This window comes from Bacillus sp. FJAT-18017, from assembly GCF_001278805.1.
In the GTDB taxonomy this organism is placed as follows: domain Bacteria; phylum Bacillota; class Bacilli; order Bacillales; family Cytobacillaceae; genus Bacillus_D.
In genome coordinates, this window is sequence record NZ_CP012602.1 from 1,067,149 (window position 1) to 1,085,587 (window position 18,439).

Consider the following 18,439-nt stretch of genomic DNA (forward strand, 5'->3'; position numbering starts at 1 on the left):
GGGTTTATTTGTTTATACAGAAAAAGTAATGTTGTTAAAAGGTTCCTCTATGTAATTAATGGAATCAAGAACATCAAGGTAGAAGGCGGCCACATTCATGGCCGCCTTTATCTAATAGTATATAAAAGTTCTAGGGGGCTTTTAAATCAGACTGGATTTTTTGCTTTTCTTCTTCTGGAACAACATAATACCAAATTTTATTTATTGTTGATCCGCTACCTTTTATTTCGAACTGTTGTACGTTGCCTACGGCAGATTTATAATTTTTTTTGGATATCCATCATTTGGGCAAAGCTTAAGTTTGTCCGAACGTTTTTGCCGAGTGCATTGAAGATATCTCCGAAGTTTGTTAAAGAAGAGACGGAAGCCCCTTCTTTGATAACTGCTTGAATAATGTCACGCTGCTTATTTTGGCGGCCAAAATCACCCCTTGGCTCTTCATATCTCATTCTTGCATATTTTAATGCTGAATCACCATCAAGGGTGATTTGGCCTTTTGGGAATGTTTCTCCACCTGATGAGAATTTAAATGAATTCGTGACTGTAACTCCTCCTACCGCGACCACAATATCTTTGAAGCCTTCCATATTAATTTGAGCATAGTAATCGATCGGAATATCAAGGAAGTTTTCGACCGTATCCATAGACATTTCAACCCTGCCAAATGCATACGCATGGTTGATTTTATCCACTGTACCACGTCCAACAATCTCAGTCCGCGTATCCCTTGGAATGCTTAGCATTTTAACTGACTTTTGATTTGGGTTAACAGTCAGGACAATGATTGTGTCTGAACGTCCTTTATCTCCTTCTCTTTCATAAACTCCGAGGAGGAGAAACGAGAAGGGTTCTTGCTTATTGAACATTACTTGTTCTGCTCTTTTTGGAGACTTATCCCGGTCAATTGGTGTGTGCATCCTATCGACCGCATTGGTTAAAGAATTATATACTATAAAAGCGTAAGTACCCACAGCTACTACTAAGATTGATAATGTAACAATTAGAATGCGAAGCTAACGTCTTTTTTTACTTCTTTTCTGTTTTCATTTTTCCCCTCCGAATTGCTAGATACTCCTTTTAGGATAGTAAAAAATAGGAGTGTTGACCATATTGTATTGAAAAAAATGTAAGATCTTGAAGAAATTATATATACTTAGTTGGTGTTTTAGATTAATTTGATATAATAAAAAATGTAAAGTAATGGGTTTTTGTGGACAATAAGTTAATAGGAGAAGAGTTGTATGGGACTAGGTTTCTTTGAAGGATATAAAAAGGGGTTACAATTACTATGGTCTATGTTAACTGCCGACCCTTCATTCACACTATTGATTGTTGTACTTTTTGGTGGTCTCCTTATAGTTGCGTTAATAGTTAATGTGCTTAGAGAACGAAAACTCACGGGTATTTTAGAAGTTGATAAAATGTCAGGAACGATATTTGAGGAGTATCTCCAGGCCTTGTTAAAAACCAAAGGCTATTATGTGCAATTAACACCAGCAACTGGAGACTACGGAGCAGACCTTATTTTATCAGCAAAGGGCAAGAAAATTATTGTCCAAGCTAAGAGATATAAGAAAAACGTTGGAGTGAAAGCTGTACAAGAAATAGCTTCAGCAAAAAGTCACTACAAGGCGGATGAATGTTGGGTGATTACGAATAGTTTTTTTACCGAACAAGCTAGGAAACTAGCAAAATCAAATCAGGTTAGATTGGTTGATCGAAAGCAGCTTATGGTTTGGATGCTACAAGAAAACAAAGGTGCATAATTCGGGAAAACAAAGCTTTCATAATAGGGGGTAGTTACTATACGGATTTAGGTGCACTTTAACTCCCAAATTTTTCTTGTATAAAAGGCATTGTTGAATGTGGGTTCAAAATGCCTTTTGTCGGCAACAGGAACAATAGATAGAATTTAAATATTTTTTATCTTATAATCCATCAACATTGGTAGAATTCTTTTTGATTTTATACCGAAACATTAACTTTACGAGTTTATGAAGTTCATCTTTTGGGGTGGAGAGTATAACCGATTTTATATAGTATTTCTCCAATGTAACCTTATGAACGAGATACGCATTCTTTTTTATTTTCATCATGCTGTTTGTTAACGCATATTCTTTAATAATCCATTTTTCGAGGGTGTCAGTCTCATAATTGTTCACCAATTCGAGAAAGTGCTGAAGTCTGTTAATTTCCTTTTCCGCCTGACCAGCTGTGATTGGTTTCCGCATAGTTCCTCTCCAAGGATAATAGTATTTTACTTTTCTTCTGGATCATCGATATCATTCGCACCCCATCGTATAAGCCACAGAGGATCTACATTCAAAATTTCTGCTATATATTTCAACTCATAATTACGCACCCCACGAACACCTCTTTCAATTTCAGAGATATCAGACTGGGTCAATTTTAAATTAAATTCAAGATCAAGAGCAGCAGATAAATCCTTCACTGAGTCTATTATTTCTCTTATTTTTTATTTTCCTACTCTCATTGTGAATTCGTTTCTTTAACTCTTTTCCCTCATCCACAAGCCATATTAAATGTTTCCTTGTCAGAACTGTCCGGGTATATCATTAGTCCCGGGCTGGAAAATGATGCCGGGATTATTGGTGATCTTTTGCTTGCCAACCAAGCAGGATATAAGTGAATACTCTATTATGTAGAAAGGGAATAAAGAATAATCAATTATATTTTGAAGGGTGTTGGATTTAAATGCGATTACAAGGAAAGAAAGTGATCAGCCTGGTCCATCAGGATTTTGAAGACTTAGAGCTATGGTATCCGGTTTATAGGCTGCGCGAAGAGGGTGCGGTTGTACATCTTGCAGGAGAAGAGGCCGGCGCTGAATACAAGGGGAAATACGGAGTACCGGCCAAAGCGGATTTCACTTATGCAGATATTGATGGCGATCAATATGATGCCATTTTAGTACCAGGGGGGTGGGCCCCGGATAAAATTCGCCGTTTTCCTGAAGTGCTATCCCTAATACAGAACATGGATGCAAGTGAAAAGGTTATAGGACAAATCTGCCACGCTGGCTGGGTGCTCATTTCTGCAAAGATTCTATCTGGAAAAAAGGTAACAAGTACCCCGGGAATTCGGGACGATATGGAAAATGCAGGAGCCATTTGGTATGACGAACCAGTTGTCGTTGACGGCCATCTTGTATCAAGCCGCCGACCGCCAGATCTCCCCGATTACATGAGAGAATTTATTCATGTATTAGAGAAAAGTAGCTCGAAGTAAAAAACCCTAAATAGAATGAAAGCTTCGATAAATGAAAATTTAAGGCGGCCAATATCATGGCCGCCTTTATTAATAATACAATTAAAGTTCTGGATGGACTTTTGTTCCTCATCTTCTGGAACTATATAATAATTTTTTCTTCTTTTCTAATTTCATTTTCTCCTCCGAATTGCTAGATGGGTGTCTAGGTCGGTTGATATTATGACATACATCTTCCGGAAGAAGTGATGAGATACCCCCTATATATTTTTAGTTACTTGGAAATCCCTATAAATAGAACACTCACCCCTAAAGCCCCGGGGACGGTTTGAACTGCACCTCCAATTGTTAGGTGTGTCTAACAATTGGGGTGCAGTTCAAATGACCGGCTTCTACAAATTCTCCTTTATATATGCTGCAGCTTCATTGTACATGCCGCCCTGGTTCCCATACTTAATATAATTCTTTATCGTTGACAGCCATTCCAGTGTCGTTGGTTTTGTGCTTTTAATGGCGTCCAGTAAATCTTCCATTGTTACTGGTCTTTCAGGGCCGCCTTCCATAATTTCCGCTAACACCTTTTCAGAAGCAAGCTCTACGATGTTCTCAATATCGGCACCTGAGTAGAGTGGAGTCCTGTCAGCTAGCACTTCATAAACAATTCCACTTTCAACCGGTCTGCCGCTAAGTTTTAATTGAAAAATGGCTTTTCTTGCTTCACGGTCCGGCGGTGGGACGAAGACGAGCTTATCGAATCTGCCAGGGCGCTTAAAGGCATCATCCACGTCCCAAGGCATATTGGTCGCCCCAATAACTAGTAATTTTTCATTCGATGTTTCTACGCTTTGGAGTTCATTCAGCATCGTATCCACCAAAGGCCGCATCACATCAGAACGCGACTTTGAGCGGCTGAAGCCAAGCGCATCTAATTCATCGAAAAATACAACCGCAGGTGAGTTGGCGCGAGCCGTTTCAAACGCATTATGAAGATTCTGCTCACTAACACCTACGTAAGGATCGAGAATCTCGGAAATGTGGATCGGATAAAAACTGGCACGGCATTCCCCGGCCGTAGCCTTGGCAATAAACGTCTTCCCGCAGCCTGGCGGACCGTATAACAAAATTCCGCCGCCAGCTTTTTTGCGAAACTTTGCAAAAAGTCCAGGGTTCATGAACGGCTTAATGATTTTCATCTCAATGGTTTTCTTTAAATCATAGAGGCCGCCCACATCATCAAACTTAACCGTCTTTGGAATCCGGTTCTGGAGTGAAATCACATTCTCTTGTTTTCGTCCTTCGATAACTTTAAAGCCCTTTGTACGTTGTGCTGAATTATAAGCGAGCACTTCTTCAGCTGGAGCAGGACTGCTGATGTCTGGTTCATGAGGTTCGATGGGCTTGATACTTGGTTCAGTAGGCTGGATGAGTTCGGCATCAAGTTCATCAGGTTGAATGGACTCCACGTCAAGAAACTCTTTGAGAGAAGATATCACTGCTTTTTCCAGAGCAGGATCCTCGCCCTTAAGCGCTATTGAAAAAGCATGCAACGCTTCTGATAGCTGTCCGCTGTTCAAGTATTCTTCCCCGAGCAAAAACTGAATCTGATGATTTTCCTTATCCCGTTCCAGAATTGATCGATAAATCTCTATTTTATCCATTTAAACCCTGCCTTTCACAAACCATTTATAGAATAAAGGGGTTATCCATGTGGAAATGCAGAACAAGACATAAAATACGACAAAGATAGCGAACAGAGTGGGCAGATACAGCTCAGTCAGCAGTATACTGATGATGATAAACGTAAGCCACGCGACAGCCGGCCCGCCGATTTTTCCCATGAGACGATGAGGGGCAAAAAGAGGATGGGTTACGGTATCGTAATACTCCAGCAAAGCCAGAATATTCCGGTCCTCGGGATTGAGCAGAAAAGCTTGTCTGTAACATTCCCTCGCTTCCTTCAGATCCCCTTTTAACACATGGAACATCGCCATGTTTGTCAGGTTCTGCACCTCATCGGCCGACGTCTCCATGACGTTCCGGATAAATTCCCGCTGCATGCTTTTATCATCCTTTGCAAAATAGAAATCCAATAAAAGCTGATTCACTTTTTGACTGTATGGTTCGAGCTCCCTCGCTCGTTCCAGCAGTGCAAATGCTTTTGTATCTTGGCCTGCTTCAAGCATCAAACCGCCGTAGGAAGCGATCAAATCTCCATCGAGCGGATCTTTTTCAAGTGCAGCCAAATAGGCTTCCTCTGCTTCAGGTAACTTCCCTTCATGCTGATAAGCTGAGCCAATAAAGTGATACCCAATAACTTCATCATAACCAAATCGCAACGCTTCCCGGCAGAGTCTTCTAGCTTCCTTAAAGTTTTCCCTGGACATTTGCACTACCGCCATTTGATATAAGGCAGTAGCGTTTTCGGGATCCTGCCGCAGTAGGTTTTGAATGAGCGGTGCGGCAGCTTCGAACCTGCCAATCGTAAAATAATGCGATATCACTGCTTCATCATTCTGTTTTTCCTGAATTGTCATAGCACTATCAATCCACGCTTCCAGTTAGCATAAAATCCGCCGCAACCAAGAAGGCCATTAGAATACCAGCTCCAATAACAATCCACAGCAAGGCAGGCTTGAACAAAGGCAGGATTTCCCCATCCATCCGCACATGCTGCTGATATGGCTTATTCAACACATACTTGTAAAGAAAAAATAAAAGAATCGAGAGAATCTGCATCGATAAACGCGGCATCTTATTATCTTCAGCAAAAGCACCATTACTGTACATATAAAATATAACCAGATTAAAAATCAGCACTAGGAAACTGACGGCTACCAAGAAATATCTATGCAGCTTCGGTACATTCAGCCACTTCGCATTCCGGGTACCAAGCACCATCATCGGAATAGGTCCGCCGAAAAAAGCGACAAGAAAGAAGTGGTTGATATCATATGATTTTGTTTTGCTCCAGCCGTCCTTAAGTGAAGGCTGGAAAAGATCATTATCTAGTTTGGACATCGTCTCACCCTGAAAATTCCATTTATACTTTAATTCTATCATCGCAAAAATAACGTAACTGTCAATGGGTATTTTAAGTGTCTATCACTCTCGGGTTTTTTGGTTAACGGGGTGTGTTTAACTAAATATAAGGTAGTTAGGGTGATATGTATACGACCATGGAGAAGCGGCGGGGACGGGGCTTTTTATATGCTAAAGAACCGTACCAATGGAATTGAAAAAGAGGAACACCACTTGTATAACTGGCCAAAGCGTTATGCAGGTGGTGTCCCCAAAAAATAATGAGTGTATGAGATTTTAGCTTATTGAAAACTCCATTACGTTACCGTTTTGTGCTTTTCATGGATGGAACAAAACCAAGTCTCCTTGATATTTGATTTCCAGTTTCTTTAAGAACGGGAAGGAGATGATCCTTGTTTTTATGGATACGTTCTGTTGGTCCTGCCACACTGATTGCCCCTATGGCATTGCCGGTAAAATTATAGATTGGGACTGCAAAGCAGGTTAGTCCCATTTCAATCTCTTCATCATCTACAGCAATTTTAGTTAGACGGACCTTCGCCAATTCTTCATAAAATTCAATACGGTCTGTGATCGTATTCTTAGTAAATTTCTTCATTTCCTTACTTAAAACCCGATCGACTTCCTCCATTGGCATATCGGCGAGTATCGCTTTCCCAAGCCCCGTGCAGTAGGCAGGGCGGCTTGTCCCCAATTGGGCGGTTGTCTGAATGGCCTTTGTGCCTTCGGATTTATAAAGGTACACGATTTCCCCATCATTATAAACTCCCAGAAAAGATGTCTCTCCGGTGTTGAAGGACATTTCCCGCAAATAGGGAATCGACACCTCTACAAGATCAAGATTCCTCAATCCCTTTATGCCCACCTCCAGCGTCTTGACGCCGATAGTATAGCGTTCAGAAAATTCATCAAGCTCGATGTAACTTCTTTCATTCAATGTTTCTATAAGCCGGAAAGCGGTTGTTTTCGGAATGCCTGTTTCTTTGGCAATGTCGGAGAGTGAAATGCCGGAAGGATAAGTGGATATGCATTCCAGTATTGTTAACGCCCGGTCAAGGGCAGATTTGTTTTGTTCCATTTTTTCACCACCTACTCAATTACTTTTATTATATTGAATAAAAAGTTTGCTGTCTATAAAGTAAATTCTGAAAAATTGAATATTTGGTATTGACATCCATAATTTTAACTCTTATCATAATTTATGAAACGGCGTTCCGTTTTTTTAAAAAATCACTTACCATTTACACACAAGTATTTTAGTCAAGGAGGGATGGAAGTTGAAAAACCCGATTGTGAGAATTACGGATTGCGATCATGAATCCGTAGATGTGGAAATGAAATTATTATCGGAGTTTTCGGATGATAATACTCTCTTAAACTGTAAAACTGAAGAAGAGTTAATAGAACAATGCAAAGGTGTTCAAGGGGTCATAAATCAATACGCCCCATTTACTAGGCGGGTGCTGGGCCAACTGAAAGATTTAAAGGTAATTGTCCGTTACGGTGTCGGGGTTGATAATATCGATTTAGAAGCTGCAAGCGAATTTGGAATCCAGATTTGCAATGTTCCTGACTATGGGACTAACGAGGTGGCTGATCATGCTATCTCATTAATGATGGCGCTTACACGCAAAGTGGTGGCCATGAATGCACAAGTGAAAAATGGGGTTTGGGATTATCAAAAGTCAATTCCCATCTATCGCCTCCAGGAACAGACAGTAGGGATTATTGGCTTGGGAAGGATTGGCTCTGCTTTTGCAAAAAAAGCACATGGTCTCGGGATGAAGGTCATTGGCTGTGAATTGCCAAGCCAGGAAAAGAAGGTGCCTGAGTTTTTAAAACTTGTTAGCTTTCAGGAGCTCCTTGAAAAGTCGGATGTTATTTCAATACATACCCCGTTAAATGAACAAACAAGGAATTTGTTTGCTGAAGAGGAATTCCAGAACATGAAATCCAATGCTTACATCATTAATACCGCACGCGGTGGCATTATCAATGAACATGCCTTGGATAGGGCCCTGACAGAAAAATGGATTGCCGGTGCCGCACTTGATGTGTTGGAGAAGGAGCCTGCTGAAAAGAATTTCCCGCTACTTAAACATGAAAACTTTATTTGCACGCCACACATGGGATGGTACTCCGAACAGGCTTACAAAGAGTTAAAACGGAAAGCTGCCGAGGAAGTCATAAATGTGTTAAGCGGAAAGGAACCAAGATATCCAGTTAATAAAATCATGTCACAAATGAACTACTAAACTACCTTTCGAGAGGAATTATCAGATGAAATGCATCGTTTATCAAGGACCTAATACCATTCAGGTAGAAGAAAGGCCGGTTCCGGTACCAGGGGAAAATGAGGTCTTATTGAAAGTAAGCCATGCAGGCATTTGCGGGACTGATTTAAATATTTATGTGGGGGCGCATGTAAGGGCAATGGCGCCACTAGTGATTGGACACGAACTCTCTGGAACCATTGCGAAAGGAACTGAAGAGTTTAAAGAAGGAACCCGTGTTACTGTCCGTCCGTTGATTTCCTGCGGTGAATGCGCTTCTTGTCAATCCGGCCAAAGCCACGTTTGCCAAACGTTGCAGCTGTACGGAATTGATGACGAGGGTGGCATGGCTGAGTACATGAAGGTTAGCAAAGACAAGGTCCATGTACTGCCAGATCATTTTCCATTAAAATTGGGTGCGTTGATTGAACCGCTTGCTGTAGGAGTTCATGCTGTGCGCAGGGCTGCTTTTGAACCGGGAATGAATACGGTCGTTTTCGGCGGCGGTACCATCGGTTTGTGTGTAGCCTCTGTATTGAAGTTGATGAACGCCGGCCAGGTCATTGTCGTTGAAATGAATCCATTCCGCAAAGAAATGGCCGAGCAGCTTGGGATGATTACGATTGACCCTACAATGGAGGATGTTGAGGGAAGAATACGGGAGCTCACCAATAACGTTGGAGCCGACCAGGTGTATGATTGCGCAGCCCATCCAAGCGTTACTCCGCACTTAACAAAGGTGGCCAAAGTCCATGGGAAAATTGTGATTGTCGGTTCCTACAAAAAACCTCCTGAGTTCAATCTTCTTGACATGATGTTCAAGGAACTTGAGGCGGTTGGAACCCGTGTCTACACAGCGGATGATTTTAACTCATCTATTGAGTTGCTGGGCAGGGAGTATCCTTTTGAAAAACTAATCACGCACGTTTTGCCTATAGATAAAGTCCAGGAAGGATTTGACGTTTTACTAAATGGCGGCGATGCGATTAAAGTGATGTATCAATTCGATTAGGGTGGGAATGACATGGTTGACATCGTTACCCTGGGGGAGACAATGGGCCTTCTAATGCCTCCGAACATGCAAGGGAAATTCAAGAATGCTGAGCAGGTGGTAAAAAACATCGGCGGCGCGGAAAGTAATTTTGCCATTGGGGTATCCCGCCTTGGCCAGAAGGTGGCCTGGCTGAGCAAGCTTGGGAATGACCCAATAGGCGAAGAAATCCTTTACCGCTTAAACGGTGAAAAGGTGAATACGGAGCATGTAATTATCACTGACCTGGCTCCGACTGGACTGATGCTGAAAGAAAAAACGTTTAAGGGTGACCCAAAGGTATTTTATTTTCGGCACCATTCGGCGGCATCTACTTTTAGAAAAGAAGAGCTGAATGAAGACATCATTAAAGAGGCAAAAATCCTGCATCTTACAGGGATTACCCCTTCTTTGAGTGACGCGTGCAGGGAACTTGTCGTTCATGCGATCATGATTGCCAAGGAAAACGGGGTGAAGGTTAGCTTCGACCCGAATATCAGGCTGAAACTCTGGTCGGAACAGCAAGCAAGGGAGACGATCCTGCCGCTGCTAAAGTATGTGGATTACTTTTTTCCGGGCATTTCAGAAGGGCATTTGCTCTTGAATGACAACAGCTTGTCTCCGGAACAGGTCATTGAAGCATTCCTCAATCTTGGCGTTGGACGTGTCATTCTCAAGCTTGGACCAGAAGGCTGTGTGACAGCGGACAAATGGAACCGTTTTTATTGCAAGGGTTATAAGGTGGAAGAGGTGGATTCCGTCGGTGCCGGGGATGGATTTTGCGCCGGATATGTAAGCGGTGTGCTGAAGGGACTCCACCATGAAGAATGTGCCCTTCTTGCCAATGCAGTAGGAGCAATGGCTGTGTCGCAGCCAGGTGATTATGATGCACTCCCAACTTGGCATGAGGTTCAGCAATTTTTGGGAGAAGTGGAGATATTGACAAGGTAGGGATTGTCTTGAAGAAGAAATTGAAAATCTATCAGCAGATCGTAGACGAAAAAGTAATCGCCGTGATAAGGACCAACACATATGAAGATGCAAAAGCTTCAATTGAAGCTGCAGTGGAAGGCGGCATTTTCATTATTGAAATTACATTTACAACACCGGAGGCATTAAGGCTGATCCGGGAAACAGCAGAGCAGTTTGGAGATCAGGTAGCCGTCGGGGCAGGTACAGTGTTAACGCCTCAGCAGGCAGCACTGGCAATTAGTGCCGGGGCAAGCTTTTTGGTAAGCCCGCATGTAGACCCAGACATTATTAAAGCAGGCAATGTTGAACAGGTTATGGTCATTCCGGGTGCTGTCTCCATTAAGGATATTGTCGAGGCACTTACCTATGACTGCAGTGTGATCAAATTGTTCCCTGCAAATCTAAGCGGCCTTGATGCAATAAAAACATTGAAAGGCCCGCTCCCGCAGGTGGAGTTTATCCCGACGGGGGGAGTCAACCTCGAAAATATTGAGGACTGGATGGCTGCGGGCGCGATTGCTGTTGGAATCGGTGGTGATTTAACGAAAGAAGCCATTCACACCAGGGATTTTTCCAAAGTAACGTCTTATGCTGAAAAAGTAGTTAATAAAATCAAGAGCCGCTAATCAGGAGTTGTTAGTTATAATGAAGAGTATGTTTGATTTAACAGGAAAAACAGCTGTTGTCACCGGTGGGAGCCAGGGGTTAGGGAAAGGCATGGCAATTGGCCTCGCCAAAGCAGGTGCAGACATTGCTATCATTAGCCGAAGGGAAAATACAGAAACGGTTGCGGAAATCGAGGGGTTAGGAAGACGTTGCAAAACGTTTCGTTTCGACCTAAGGAATTTTGGCCAGTATGAACAGCTGGTGGAAGATATAAAAGCTGAATTCAGCCAGATTGACATCCTCTTAAATAACGCCGGGATGCAGCGCAGGCATCCTTCCGCCGAGTTTCCTAAAGAGGATTGGGATTTCGTCATGGACATAAATGCAAACGCTGTCTTCTTCCTGTCTCAGGCTGTCGGCAAAGATATGCTGAAGCGCGGCCACGGTAAAATTATCAATCTAGCTTCCCTGTTATCCTTTCAAGGCGGATTAACAGTCCCCGCATATGCGGCAAGCAAGGGAGCGGTCATTCAATTTACAAAATCTCTTTCGAATGAATGGGCAAGGTATGGCGTGAATGTAAACTGCATCGCACCGGGATATATGGAAACAGAAATGAACAATGCGTTGATCAATGATGAAGTGCGCAGCCGCCAGATTCTTGAGCGTATTCCTGCAGGGCGCTGGGGCAAACCAGAGGACCTCGCCGGCGCAGCCGTATTCCTGGCTTCGAAAGCGTCTGACTATATAAATGGTGAAACAATTGTTGTAGACGGTGGCTGGATGGGCCGTTAATTATATTCAAGGAAGGGACTGTTCATTGTGGCAAGTTCAAGAAAAATTGTTGATGTTATTACTGAGTATTACCGTATACCATTACCAGAGATTATGGGTGACGCCAAGCATGGACTACATACTCACTTTGAGGTACCAATCGTTAAAGTAATTTTGGAAGATGGATCCGAAGGGGTTGGCTACACATATACAGGCGGCTTTGGCGGGCGCGCAATATGCAGCATTGTTGAACATGAGCTAAGACCATTCTTGATTGGCAAAGACGCCAGCTGTGTTGAGAAGTTATGGGAAGATATGAATTGGAAAATCCATTATGTTGGAAGGGGCGGCATTACCACATTTGCCATCTCGGCTGTCGATATTGCCCTTTGGGACCTTCGGGCAAAAAAAGCAGGCGAACCGTTGTACAAATTGCTGGGCGGTGCCAGCAACAGTACTAAATGTTATGCCGGAGCCATCGACTTGAACTACCCGATGGAAAAGCTGCTTAATAACACACAAAGGTACTTGGATAAAGGGTTCAAAGCCGTAAAAATCAAGCTTGGCCAGGAAACCTTGCAGGAGGATTTCGACCGTGTCGCCGCCGTTCGTGAATTGATTGGTCCGGACATCGTTTTCGCTGTTGATGCCAATATGAAATGGACTGTTGAAACAGCTGTTAAAGCTGCAAAAAAATTAAACGAATATAACATCCTTTGGCTGGAAGAGCCAACAATTCCTGAGGATTATGATGGCTATCGCCGTATCGCAGAAGAAGGCGGCATTGCGGTTGCAGGCGGAGAAAATCTCCATACCATTTACGAATTCCAAAATATGATTGCCCGTGGGAAAATCGATTTTCCGCAGCCGGACGCTTCCAATATCGGGGGTATAACTGGATGGTTAAAGGTAGCGCAGCTTGCTTTCGCTTATAACCTACCAGTTTGTACACATGGGATGCAGGAACTGCATGTCAGCCTGATGGCAGCGATGCCTCATGCTGCGTACATGGAAGTCCACAGTTTCCCGATTGACGAATATACAACTCGTCCGCTTGTCCTGGACAAGGAAACAGGAAAAGCCATTGCTCCGGAAACGCCGGGCACCGGTGTCGAGTTCGATTGGGACAAACTGGCTCCATTTAAATCAGCTTTTTAATAGAATCATAGGTCAGAAGAATGAAGCAACAAAGAGTAGTATTTCAGCGGAAAAGGCGGGTCAGTGAGATCGTGAAGGGGTACGGCTTTCGAGGCGACCTGCTTCCGCTAGCGAAGCGCGAATAGATGTTAAGCCAATAGTGTCATTTTTAACTTGTCTTAAAGAAGCGGCGAAGGAGAATCTGAGAAGTTGTCCTTCGCCTTACAAGGAAAAGTACTATATAGAAATTTATAAATAACATACGAAGCGGGGAAGAATGGATGTATACTAATTTTCGATACGTAGTCCTTGTATTTCTCTTTATTGCCTCACTTATTAATTACATTGACCGTGCTGCCTTGTCGGTGCTTGCCCCAATGGTTTCAGAGGATTTAAACCTCGATCCTGCTTCCTTGGGTATCATTTTTAGTAGTTTTGCGATTGGATACGCGATTTTCTGTTTTGTCGGCGGATACTTCGCAGATAAATTTGGCCCGAGAAAAGTGTTCGCGACCGCAATGGGCGTCTGGTCATTATTCGCTGCTCTGACAGCATTCGCATTTAGCTTTCTTTCCTTATTTATCATCCGGATCATTTTCGGTGCCGCTGAAGGTCCAAACGGCTCTGTAACCAATAAAACAGTCAGCGTCTGGTTCCCGGAAAAAGAACGCGCGCGGGCGGTTGCAATCTCTTTTGCAGGAAACCCACTTGGCGGTGCTATTGCTGCTCCTATTATTACGGCGATTGCTCTGGCTGCCGGCTGGAAAGTTGCCTTCATCATTCTCGGACTAATAGGATTTGTCTGGGTTGCCGCATGGCTGCTTATAGTAAAAGAAAACCCAGGCCAGCTAAAGAACATCACAAAGGAAGAACTCAATCAGCTTAAATCCGGTGTAGAGGCACAACCCGGCAACGTTGCCACTGAAGCGGATAACAAAAAACTTGGTTTCTACCTTCGCCAGCCGACCATTTTGTTTACAGCGTTTGCGTTCTTTTCTTACAGTTACATCCTGTTCTTCTTCATGACATGGTTCCCGAGCTATCTCATGACTGAACGCGGCTTGGACATGAAATCAATGAGTATCGCCAATACATTGCCATGGATAGTCGGCGCAATCGGACTGGCTCTTGGAGGATTCATTTCCGACTACATATTCAAGAAAACCAAAAAGCTGCTGTTTTCCCGGAAGATCGTCATTGTCATCGGATTGCTTATTTCAGCCGTGTGTGTGGGTATGACTGGTTTGGCCGCATCTTTAAGTTCAGCTCTCACCCTTATGTCAATTGGAATCTTTTTTATGTATATTACAACATCTTGTTATTGGGCCATTATCCAGGATAGCGTAAAAGGCACAAACGTTGGAGGAGTTAGCGGTTTCGTCCATTTCCTTGCTAATACAGCGGGGATCATAGCCCCAACCATTACTGGCTTTGTCGTCCAGGCAACAGGGCACTATACAGGCGCATTCTTCCTCGCCGGCGGCCTTGCGATTTTGGCAAGCATACTTGTATCTATCTTTGTTAAGCCAATGAGTGAAAAACTTAGCACCAATAAAAATATAGCTTAAACTTCTTGAGAAGCCACTGGGACCATGGAGACGGTTCCAGTGGCTTTTAATGTAAAAAGGTGAATTGAGGGCGTAGTATTCTAGCTGCCAAAGGCAGGATGGCTGGCGTAGGGGGAAGGTTTTTTTACAAAAAAAGAGGAACTTAACCGAAAAGCTTTGCTTCATGCTTTTTAGCAACTCTACTAATCTCAAACGACAATTATTTATAAAATAATAAGACTAACCATCTAGCGACTTTCAAAATAATAAATATTTTGATAAAGTAATTGGTAATTATTTGTTGAAGTTTATTAAATGATGCCATTTTTGTGCCAACACTGCTCGATGCCGAGACAATTGATTCGAAGTATACGGATAAATACTATAAATCTGAAAAAGTTGAGATTGAAGAAACGGAATGGGCCTATGAACGTAGGATAATAAGGGAGGAATTGTAATGTCGGTTTCGTTGGCGCTAATACCGGTTGCTCTCACTCTTCGGGTTGTGATGGGCAAGGACAATTTTAATAACTGGGTTGAGTCGGCGCAAATGAAGGTGTCGACGACGTTTAAAAATGAACTGGATTTGGTCAGGACTGTGCGCATAGCAGGTTATGATGCCGAGAAATGGGGCGGGAGCATTAAAACCCATATTGACGGAGAAAAGCAGTTCTTCTTTTGGGAGCGTATTGATGGAAAGTGGCATGCAGTTTTCAGCAAATACGACTCGATGCCGATGTTGAAACGGTTTATGAAGGATCTTGAATTAAAGTCCAACCGAAAACTGTTCGTCACGGCAATGGAAGACATAGAGGCTCAGGTACAGGAGGATACGGTAAAGGTTTTTCCAACAAATTTCGTTGACGCTGATTTACTGACAAAGACCTTGAAGGATTTTGGCGTAAATCCTTATCGAAAAGACAACGGGGAAATTGTCTGCACCATTCAGGGCACACCGATGACGTTCAGGCAGACTGGAGTTGATACGCCCTTTACGGTGGAATTAAAGAATCCGCCTGACATGCATGAGGTGTTCATGTATATGTCTGATATCGATGAAGAGTACAAGCGCTGCCTGCAGTCCGCTGTCTATGAAAAGCTGAAACAGCGCGCGGCGGCAAAGAACCTTTCCATTGAATCGGAAGAGGTCCTTGATGACAATTCTATTGTGATTACATTGAATATTCAGGGGTGACGATATGGCGGTGGAAACAGACATCATTGATATATGCAGACGGCACAAAAGCGTCGATTTTTACATAGGCGATGACATTCCCCCTAAAAAATTGGCGAACGCGATGATTAAACTTCCGATACCTGACTCGGATAGGGTGCTGGCATTGGTTGATTGCAGCACATTTGGCAGCGGTAAAAGGGCTATTGCTATTGGTATGCAAGGATTTTACTGGCATACAACAGGAACACACCGGATAACCTGGCAGAAGTTCCTTGGGATGGGGCCAATGACTCCGAAAATTGGAGAAATTGTTTTCAAAACCGGTTTCTCTTGCGTCCTGGGCACTAGTTCGATGAAATCCCATGCGCTGATGGCCCTGCTCGAGGATATTCGTTATTACTTTAGGGAGAGTGGATTGGAAGTTGACCGTCCTATTTCAAATGATGTACCTGCGGGTTCGATTGATTTGGAAGACATCCGAAGGATTTGTGAGGACTATTCGGGCCCTTCTTATTATGTTGCTGAATTGATACCAGCCAAAAAGCTGGAGGCAGCAAGGGAGAATTACTCCATCCCTGATAGTGATGAAGTGTTTGCGCTTGTCGATGCGACTGTTTTCGGCAGTGCCAAACTCGGACTTGCGATCTGTAGCGGAGGCCTGTATTGGGATAATGATTGGACAATTGTCAGTCATAAGAACTCGGTATCCTGGAATGAATTCCGTACCGCCACCATCCAGATAAAAGGCAAATGGGAACTCGAAATTGGCGAAGGCTGCGTATTCGGGATGTCCGGGTCCCAAATGAAAAACGAAGAACTGTGCAGCCTGCTGTTGGAAATACAATCATTTCTTGCCTTAGAGCCTGGTGCAGAGACGACGCCCCAAGAAACAGCCGCAGAGGAATGGCATTTAGCGGCCAACGGACAGCGGTTTGGACCTTATGATAGAAGCACAGTGGAATTGCTTGCAGAAACAGGGCAGATTCATGTTGCTGAGACTCTTGTTTGGAAGAAGGGCAGGAAAGACTGGAGCCCTTTGCTGGATGAAGAAATTTTTGCTAAATTGGCTGTATCCTCCACCTCTTCACCTCCGCCACTGCCTGTCAGAGAAAATAGGGACGTCGAAACCTTGTTTGAAGAGCCGCAAGAAAGTGTTTTTTCAATTGATATTAATAAGGCGACACTTGATGAATTGATTTGCCTGCCAGGGATGACGCTAAACAGCGCTAAGATGATTATTCAGGAACGGGAACGGCGAGGAAGTATTCGTTCTTTAGAAGAGTTGGGAGTGCTACTTTCCCTTAAGCCACACGTAGTCGAGAAACTGAGGCCGCTCGTCTCATTTTCATCCCTTCCTATTGAAGTCAAAGCAGGAAGAATTATAGATTTCTAAAGGAGGGTAAGCAATGACGTCAACGAAGAATAGCACATTATGGGGTATCCTGAACTCTTGGTGGATTCTTTTAACTTTTACTTTTCTATTCACTTCGTTTGCCTATTTCTTTATTGGCATAAACGTAAACCACAGAAAGTGGACTGCTTGGGGGGCCATTTATGGAATCCTGTTAATTTTACCCTTTCTTTCATTTGAAGTATTCAATAGGGGCCAGTGGCAATCTGATATTCTCCTAATGCTCGGACTGTTTGTCTGGATTTTTTCCATTGTTCATGCATTTCGAATTCGAAAGGAATACCTTCTTCGGCTTGAAGTGCTACAGTCAATCAAACAGGATAAGGAACAAAGGCTGCGCGGCCAAATTGAGTCTGAATATGGAGTAAAGCGGAAACAGTCACAAGGAAAGCAAGTACCGCGCATCGTGACTCAACAAGAAACACGTCTAACAACGCGGTCCACCCAGGTACAGAAGAACCGTCATCTATCCACTTCAGAGCAGCAACAGACCCCGGGTTATGAAAAAACAACGGAGATGAATATAACTCCTAATGGCAATTTGCAAGACGTCACGCTAGTAGGGCAGGTTAAAGAACAAGGTAGAATTGCACCTAAATCGGCAGTGGACGTCCAAAGCTCACTTGAACCGCCACAGATTCAATCGGCGGAAACCCTTCTTGACTTGAATACAGCGACTGAAGAGGAACTCGCACAGCTGCCGGGTGTTGGGTTTATTTTGGCAAAACGGGCACTATCGGAACGTACGAAGAAAGGCGGCTTCCGTTCATTTGATGAATTTACCGAATTGCTTAACATTAAGCCGCATAACATTGAAAAAATCAGGCTGCTTGCCACCGTGAAGGCTCCGGAATCCGCTGCCCCGCAAACGGCCGGGCGGATGGTTGATTTTTAAAGATCTGCGTATTCATTGGGGAGGTGCCTGTAACTTCCCGAATTCTCTTGTTTCACATGATAGTGTTTCACAGACTGAGTTGAATAATATGAAAAGGAAAAGGCATTGTGAACTTTGTTGAACTTCTTATTAACACTTACTCACATAAAGAACTGTAACAGTTGAAGTTTTCTAAAGTAAAAATTCTCAATGACTGGTTTAAAAATAGGTTAATGGAATTATCTTAATAACTATTGAAAGTTGAATGATCGCTATTGCGGTCTTTTTTTATTGGCAGGAAATTTAAACAAGGATTGAAGTGAGATGTTCTTTTCCTAAAGATAGAAAACAAGTATATTTATTGTAAAGCT

The 18,439-nt window shown here is 43.2% G+C and carries 18 protein-coding genes and 1 pseudogene; 12 read left to right on the forward strand and 7 right to left on the reverse strand.

Features of this window, described 5'->3' with window-relative positions; all coding sequences use genetic code 11:
• Window positions 1-130: 130 nt before the first annotated feature.
• A pseudogene (locus AM500_RS04920) lies at window positions 131-1,007 on the reverse strand (LCP family glycopolymer transferase).
• A gap of 234 nt (window positions 1,008-1,241) precedes the next feature.
• On the opposite strand from AM500_RS04920, the gene AM500_RS04925 reads away from it, so the two are divergent.
• A complete protein-coding gene (locus AM500_RS04925) occupies window positions 1,242-1,766 on the forward strand; it encodes a restriction endonuclease (protein WP_053598221.1) in 525 nt (174 codons plus the stop codon).
• A gap of 162 nt (window positions 1,767-1,928) precedes the next feature.
• On the opposite strand, the gene AM500_RS04930 is transcribed toward AM500_RS04925, so the two are convergent.
• Both AM500_RS04930 and AM500_RS04935 read right to left on the reverse strand, forming a co-directional pair.
• The gene (locus AM500_RS04930; protein WP_053598222.1) at window positions 1,929-2,231 is read right to left on the reverse strand and encodes a hypothetical protein; all 303 of its coding nucleotides are present in this window, start codon (window positions 2,229-2,231) and stop codon (window positions 1,929-1,931) included.
• Window positions 2,232-2,257: 26 nt separating this feature from the next.
• The gene (locus AM500_RS04935; protein ID WP_053598223.1) at window positions 2,258-2,452 is read right to left on the reverse strand and encodes a hypothetical protein; all 195 of its coding nucleotides are present in this window, start codon (window positions 2,450-2,452) and stop codon (window positions 2,258-2,260) included.
• Window positions 2,453-2,715: 263 nt separating this feature from the next.
• On the opposite strand from AM500_RS04935, the gene AM500_RS04940 reads away from it, so the two are divergent.
• Window positions 2,716-3,249 carry a type 1 glutamine amidotransferase domain-containing protein gene (locus AM500_RS04940; protein ID WP_053598224.1) on the forward strand — a complete coding sequence of 178 codons (534 nt, stop codon included), beginning with the start codon at window positions 2,716-2,718 and terminating at the stop codon, window positions 3,247-3,249.
• 371 nt (window positions 3,250-3,620) lie between these two features.
• Here the strand turns inward: AM500_RS04940 and AM500_RS04945 are convergent, their stop codons facing one another.
• The 4 genes from AM500_RS04945 to AM500_RS04960 all read right to left on the reverse strand — a co-directional run bounded on the left by AM500_RS04945 (window position 3,621) and on the right by AM500_RS04960 (window position 7,345).
• Window positions 3,621-4,886, reverse strand: coding sequence for an ATP-binding protein (locus tag AM500_RS04945; protein WP_053598225.1), 1,266 nt, complete (start codon window positions 4,884-4,886; stop codon window positions 3,621-3,623).
• A complete protein-coding gene (locus AM500_RS04950) occupies window positions 4,887-5,762 on the reverse strand; it encodes a tetratricopeptide repeat protein (RefSeq protein ID WP_053598226.1) in 876 nt (291 codons plus the stop codon).
• 7 nt (window positions 5,763-5,769) lie between these two features.
• Window positions 5,770-6,246, reverse strand: a complete 477-nt coding sequence (locus tag AM500_RS04955; RefSeq protein WP_053598227.1) for a hypothetical protein — start codon at window positions 6,244-6,246, stop codon at window positions 5,770-5,772.
• A 322-nt stretch (window positions 6,247-6,568) separates the two neighbouring features.
• Window positions 6,569-7,345: an IclR family transcriptional regulator gene (locus tag AM500_RS04960; protein WP_053598228.1), complete on the reverse strand. Its 777-nt coding sequence runs from the start codon at window positions 7,343-7,345 to the stop codon at window positions 6,569-6,571.
• A gap of 199 nt (window positions 7,346-7,544) precedes the next feature.
• Here AM500_RS04960 and AM500_RS04965 point away from each other — a divergent pair, with 199 nt between their 5' ends.
• The 10 genes from AM500_RS04965 to AM500_RS25345 all read left to right on the forward strand — a co-directional run bounded on the left by AM500_RS04965 (window position 7,545) and on the right by AM500_RS25345 (window position 18,089).
• Window positions 7,545-8,522, forward strand: coding sequence for a C-terminal binding protein (locus tag AM500_RS04965; protein WP_231688110.1), 978 nt, complete (start codon window positions 7,545-7,547; stop codon window positions 8,520-8,522).
• Between the two features lie 25 nt (window positions 8,523-8,547).
• On the forward strand, window positions 8,548-9,552 hold the full coding sequence (locus AM500_RS04970) for a zinc-dependent alcohol dehydrogenase (protein ID WP_053598229.1): 1,005 nt from the start codon (window positions 8,548-8,550) through the stop codon (window positions 9,550-9,552).
• A gap of 12 nt (window positions 9,553-9,564) precedes the next feature.
• Window positions 9,565-10,521: a sugar kinase gene (locus tag AM500_RS04975; RefSeq protein ID WP_053598230.1), complete on the forward strand. Its 957-nt coding sequence runs from the start codon at window positions 9,565-9,567 to the stop codon at window positions 10,519-10,521.
• An 8-nt stretch (window positions 10,522-10,529) separates the two neighbouring features.
• A complete protein-coding gene (locus AM500_RS04980; protein ID WP_053598231.1) occupies window positions 10,530-11,168 on the forward strand; it encodes a bifunctional 4-hydroxy-2-oxoglutarate aldolase/2-dehydro-3-deoxy-phosphogluconate aldolase in 639 nt (212 codons plus the stop codon).
• A gap of 19 nt (window positions 11,169-11,187) precedes the next feature.
• Window positions 11,188-11,943 carry a 2-dehydro-3-deoxy-D-gluconate 5-dehydrogenase KduD gene (gene kduD / locus AM500_RS04985; RefSeq protein ID WP_053598232.1) on the forward strand — a complete coding sequence of 252 codons (756 nt, stop codon included), beginning with the start codon at window positions 11,188-11,190 and terminating at the stop codon, window positions 11,941-11,943.
• Window positions 11,944-11,970: 27 nt separating this feature from the next.
• Entirely contained in the window at window positions 11,971-13,080 is a 1,110-nt protein-coding gene (locus AM500_RS04990) for a mandelate racemase/muconate lactonizing enzyme family protein (RefSeq protein WP_269432565.1), read from the forward strand.
• 260 nt (window positions 13,081-13,340) lie between these two features.
• On the forward strand, window positions 13,341-14,627 hold the full coding sequence (locus AM500_RS04995) for an MFS transporter (protein ID WP_053598233.1): 1,287 nt from the start codon (window positions 13,341-13,343) through the stop codon (window positions 14,625-14,627).
• Window positions 14,628-15,063: 436 nt separating this feature from the next.
• A complete protein-coding gene (locus AM500_RS05000) occupies window positions 15,064-15,801 on the forward strand; it encodes a hypothetical protein (protein ID WP_053598234.1) in 738 nt (245 codons plus the stop codon).
• 4 nt (window positions 15,802-15,805) lie between these two features.
• Window positions 15,806-17,176, forward strand: a complete 1,371-nt coding sequence (locus AM500_RS05005; RefSeq protein ID WP_053598235.1) for a helix-hairpin-helix domain-containing protein — start codon at window positions 15,806-15,808, stop codon at window positions 17,174-17,176.
• Between the two features lie 13 nt (window positions 17,177-17,189).
• On the forward strand, window positions 17,190-18,089 hold the full coding sequence (locus tag AM500_RS25345; protein WP_053598236.1) for a ComEA family DNA-binding protein: 900 nt from the start codon (window positions 17,190-17,192) through the stop codon (window positions 18,087-18,089).
• The last annotated feature ends 350 nt before the right edge of the window (window positions 18,090-18,439 follow it).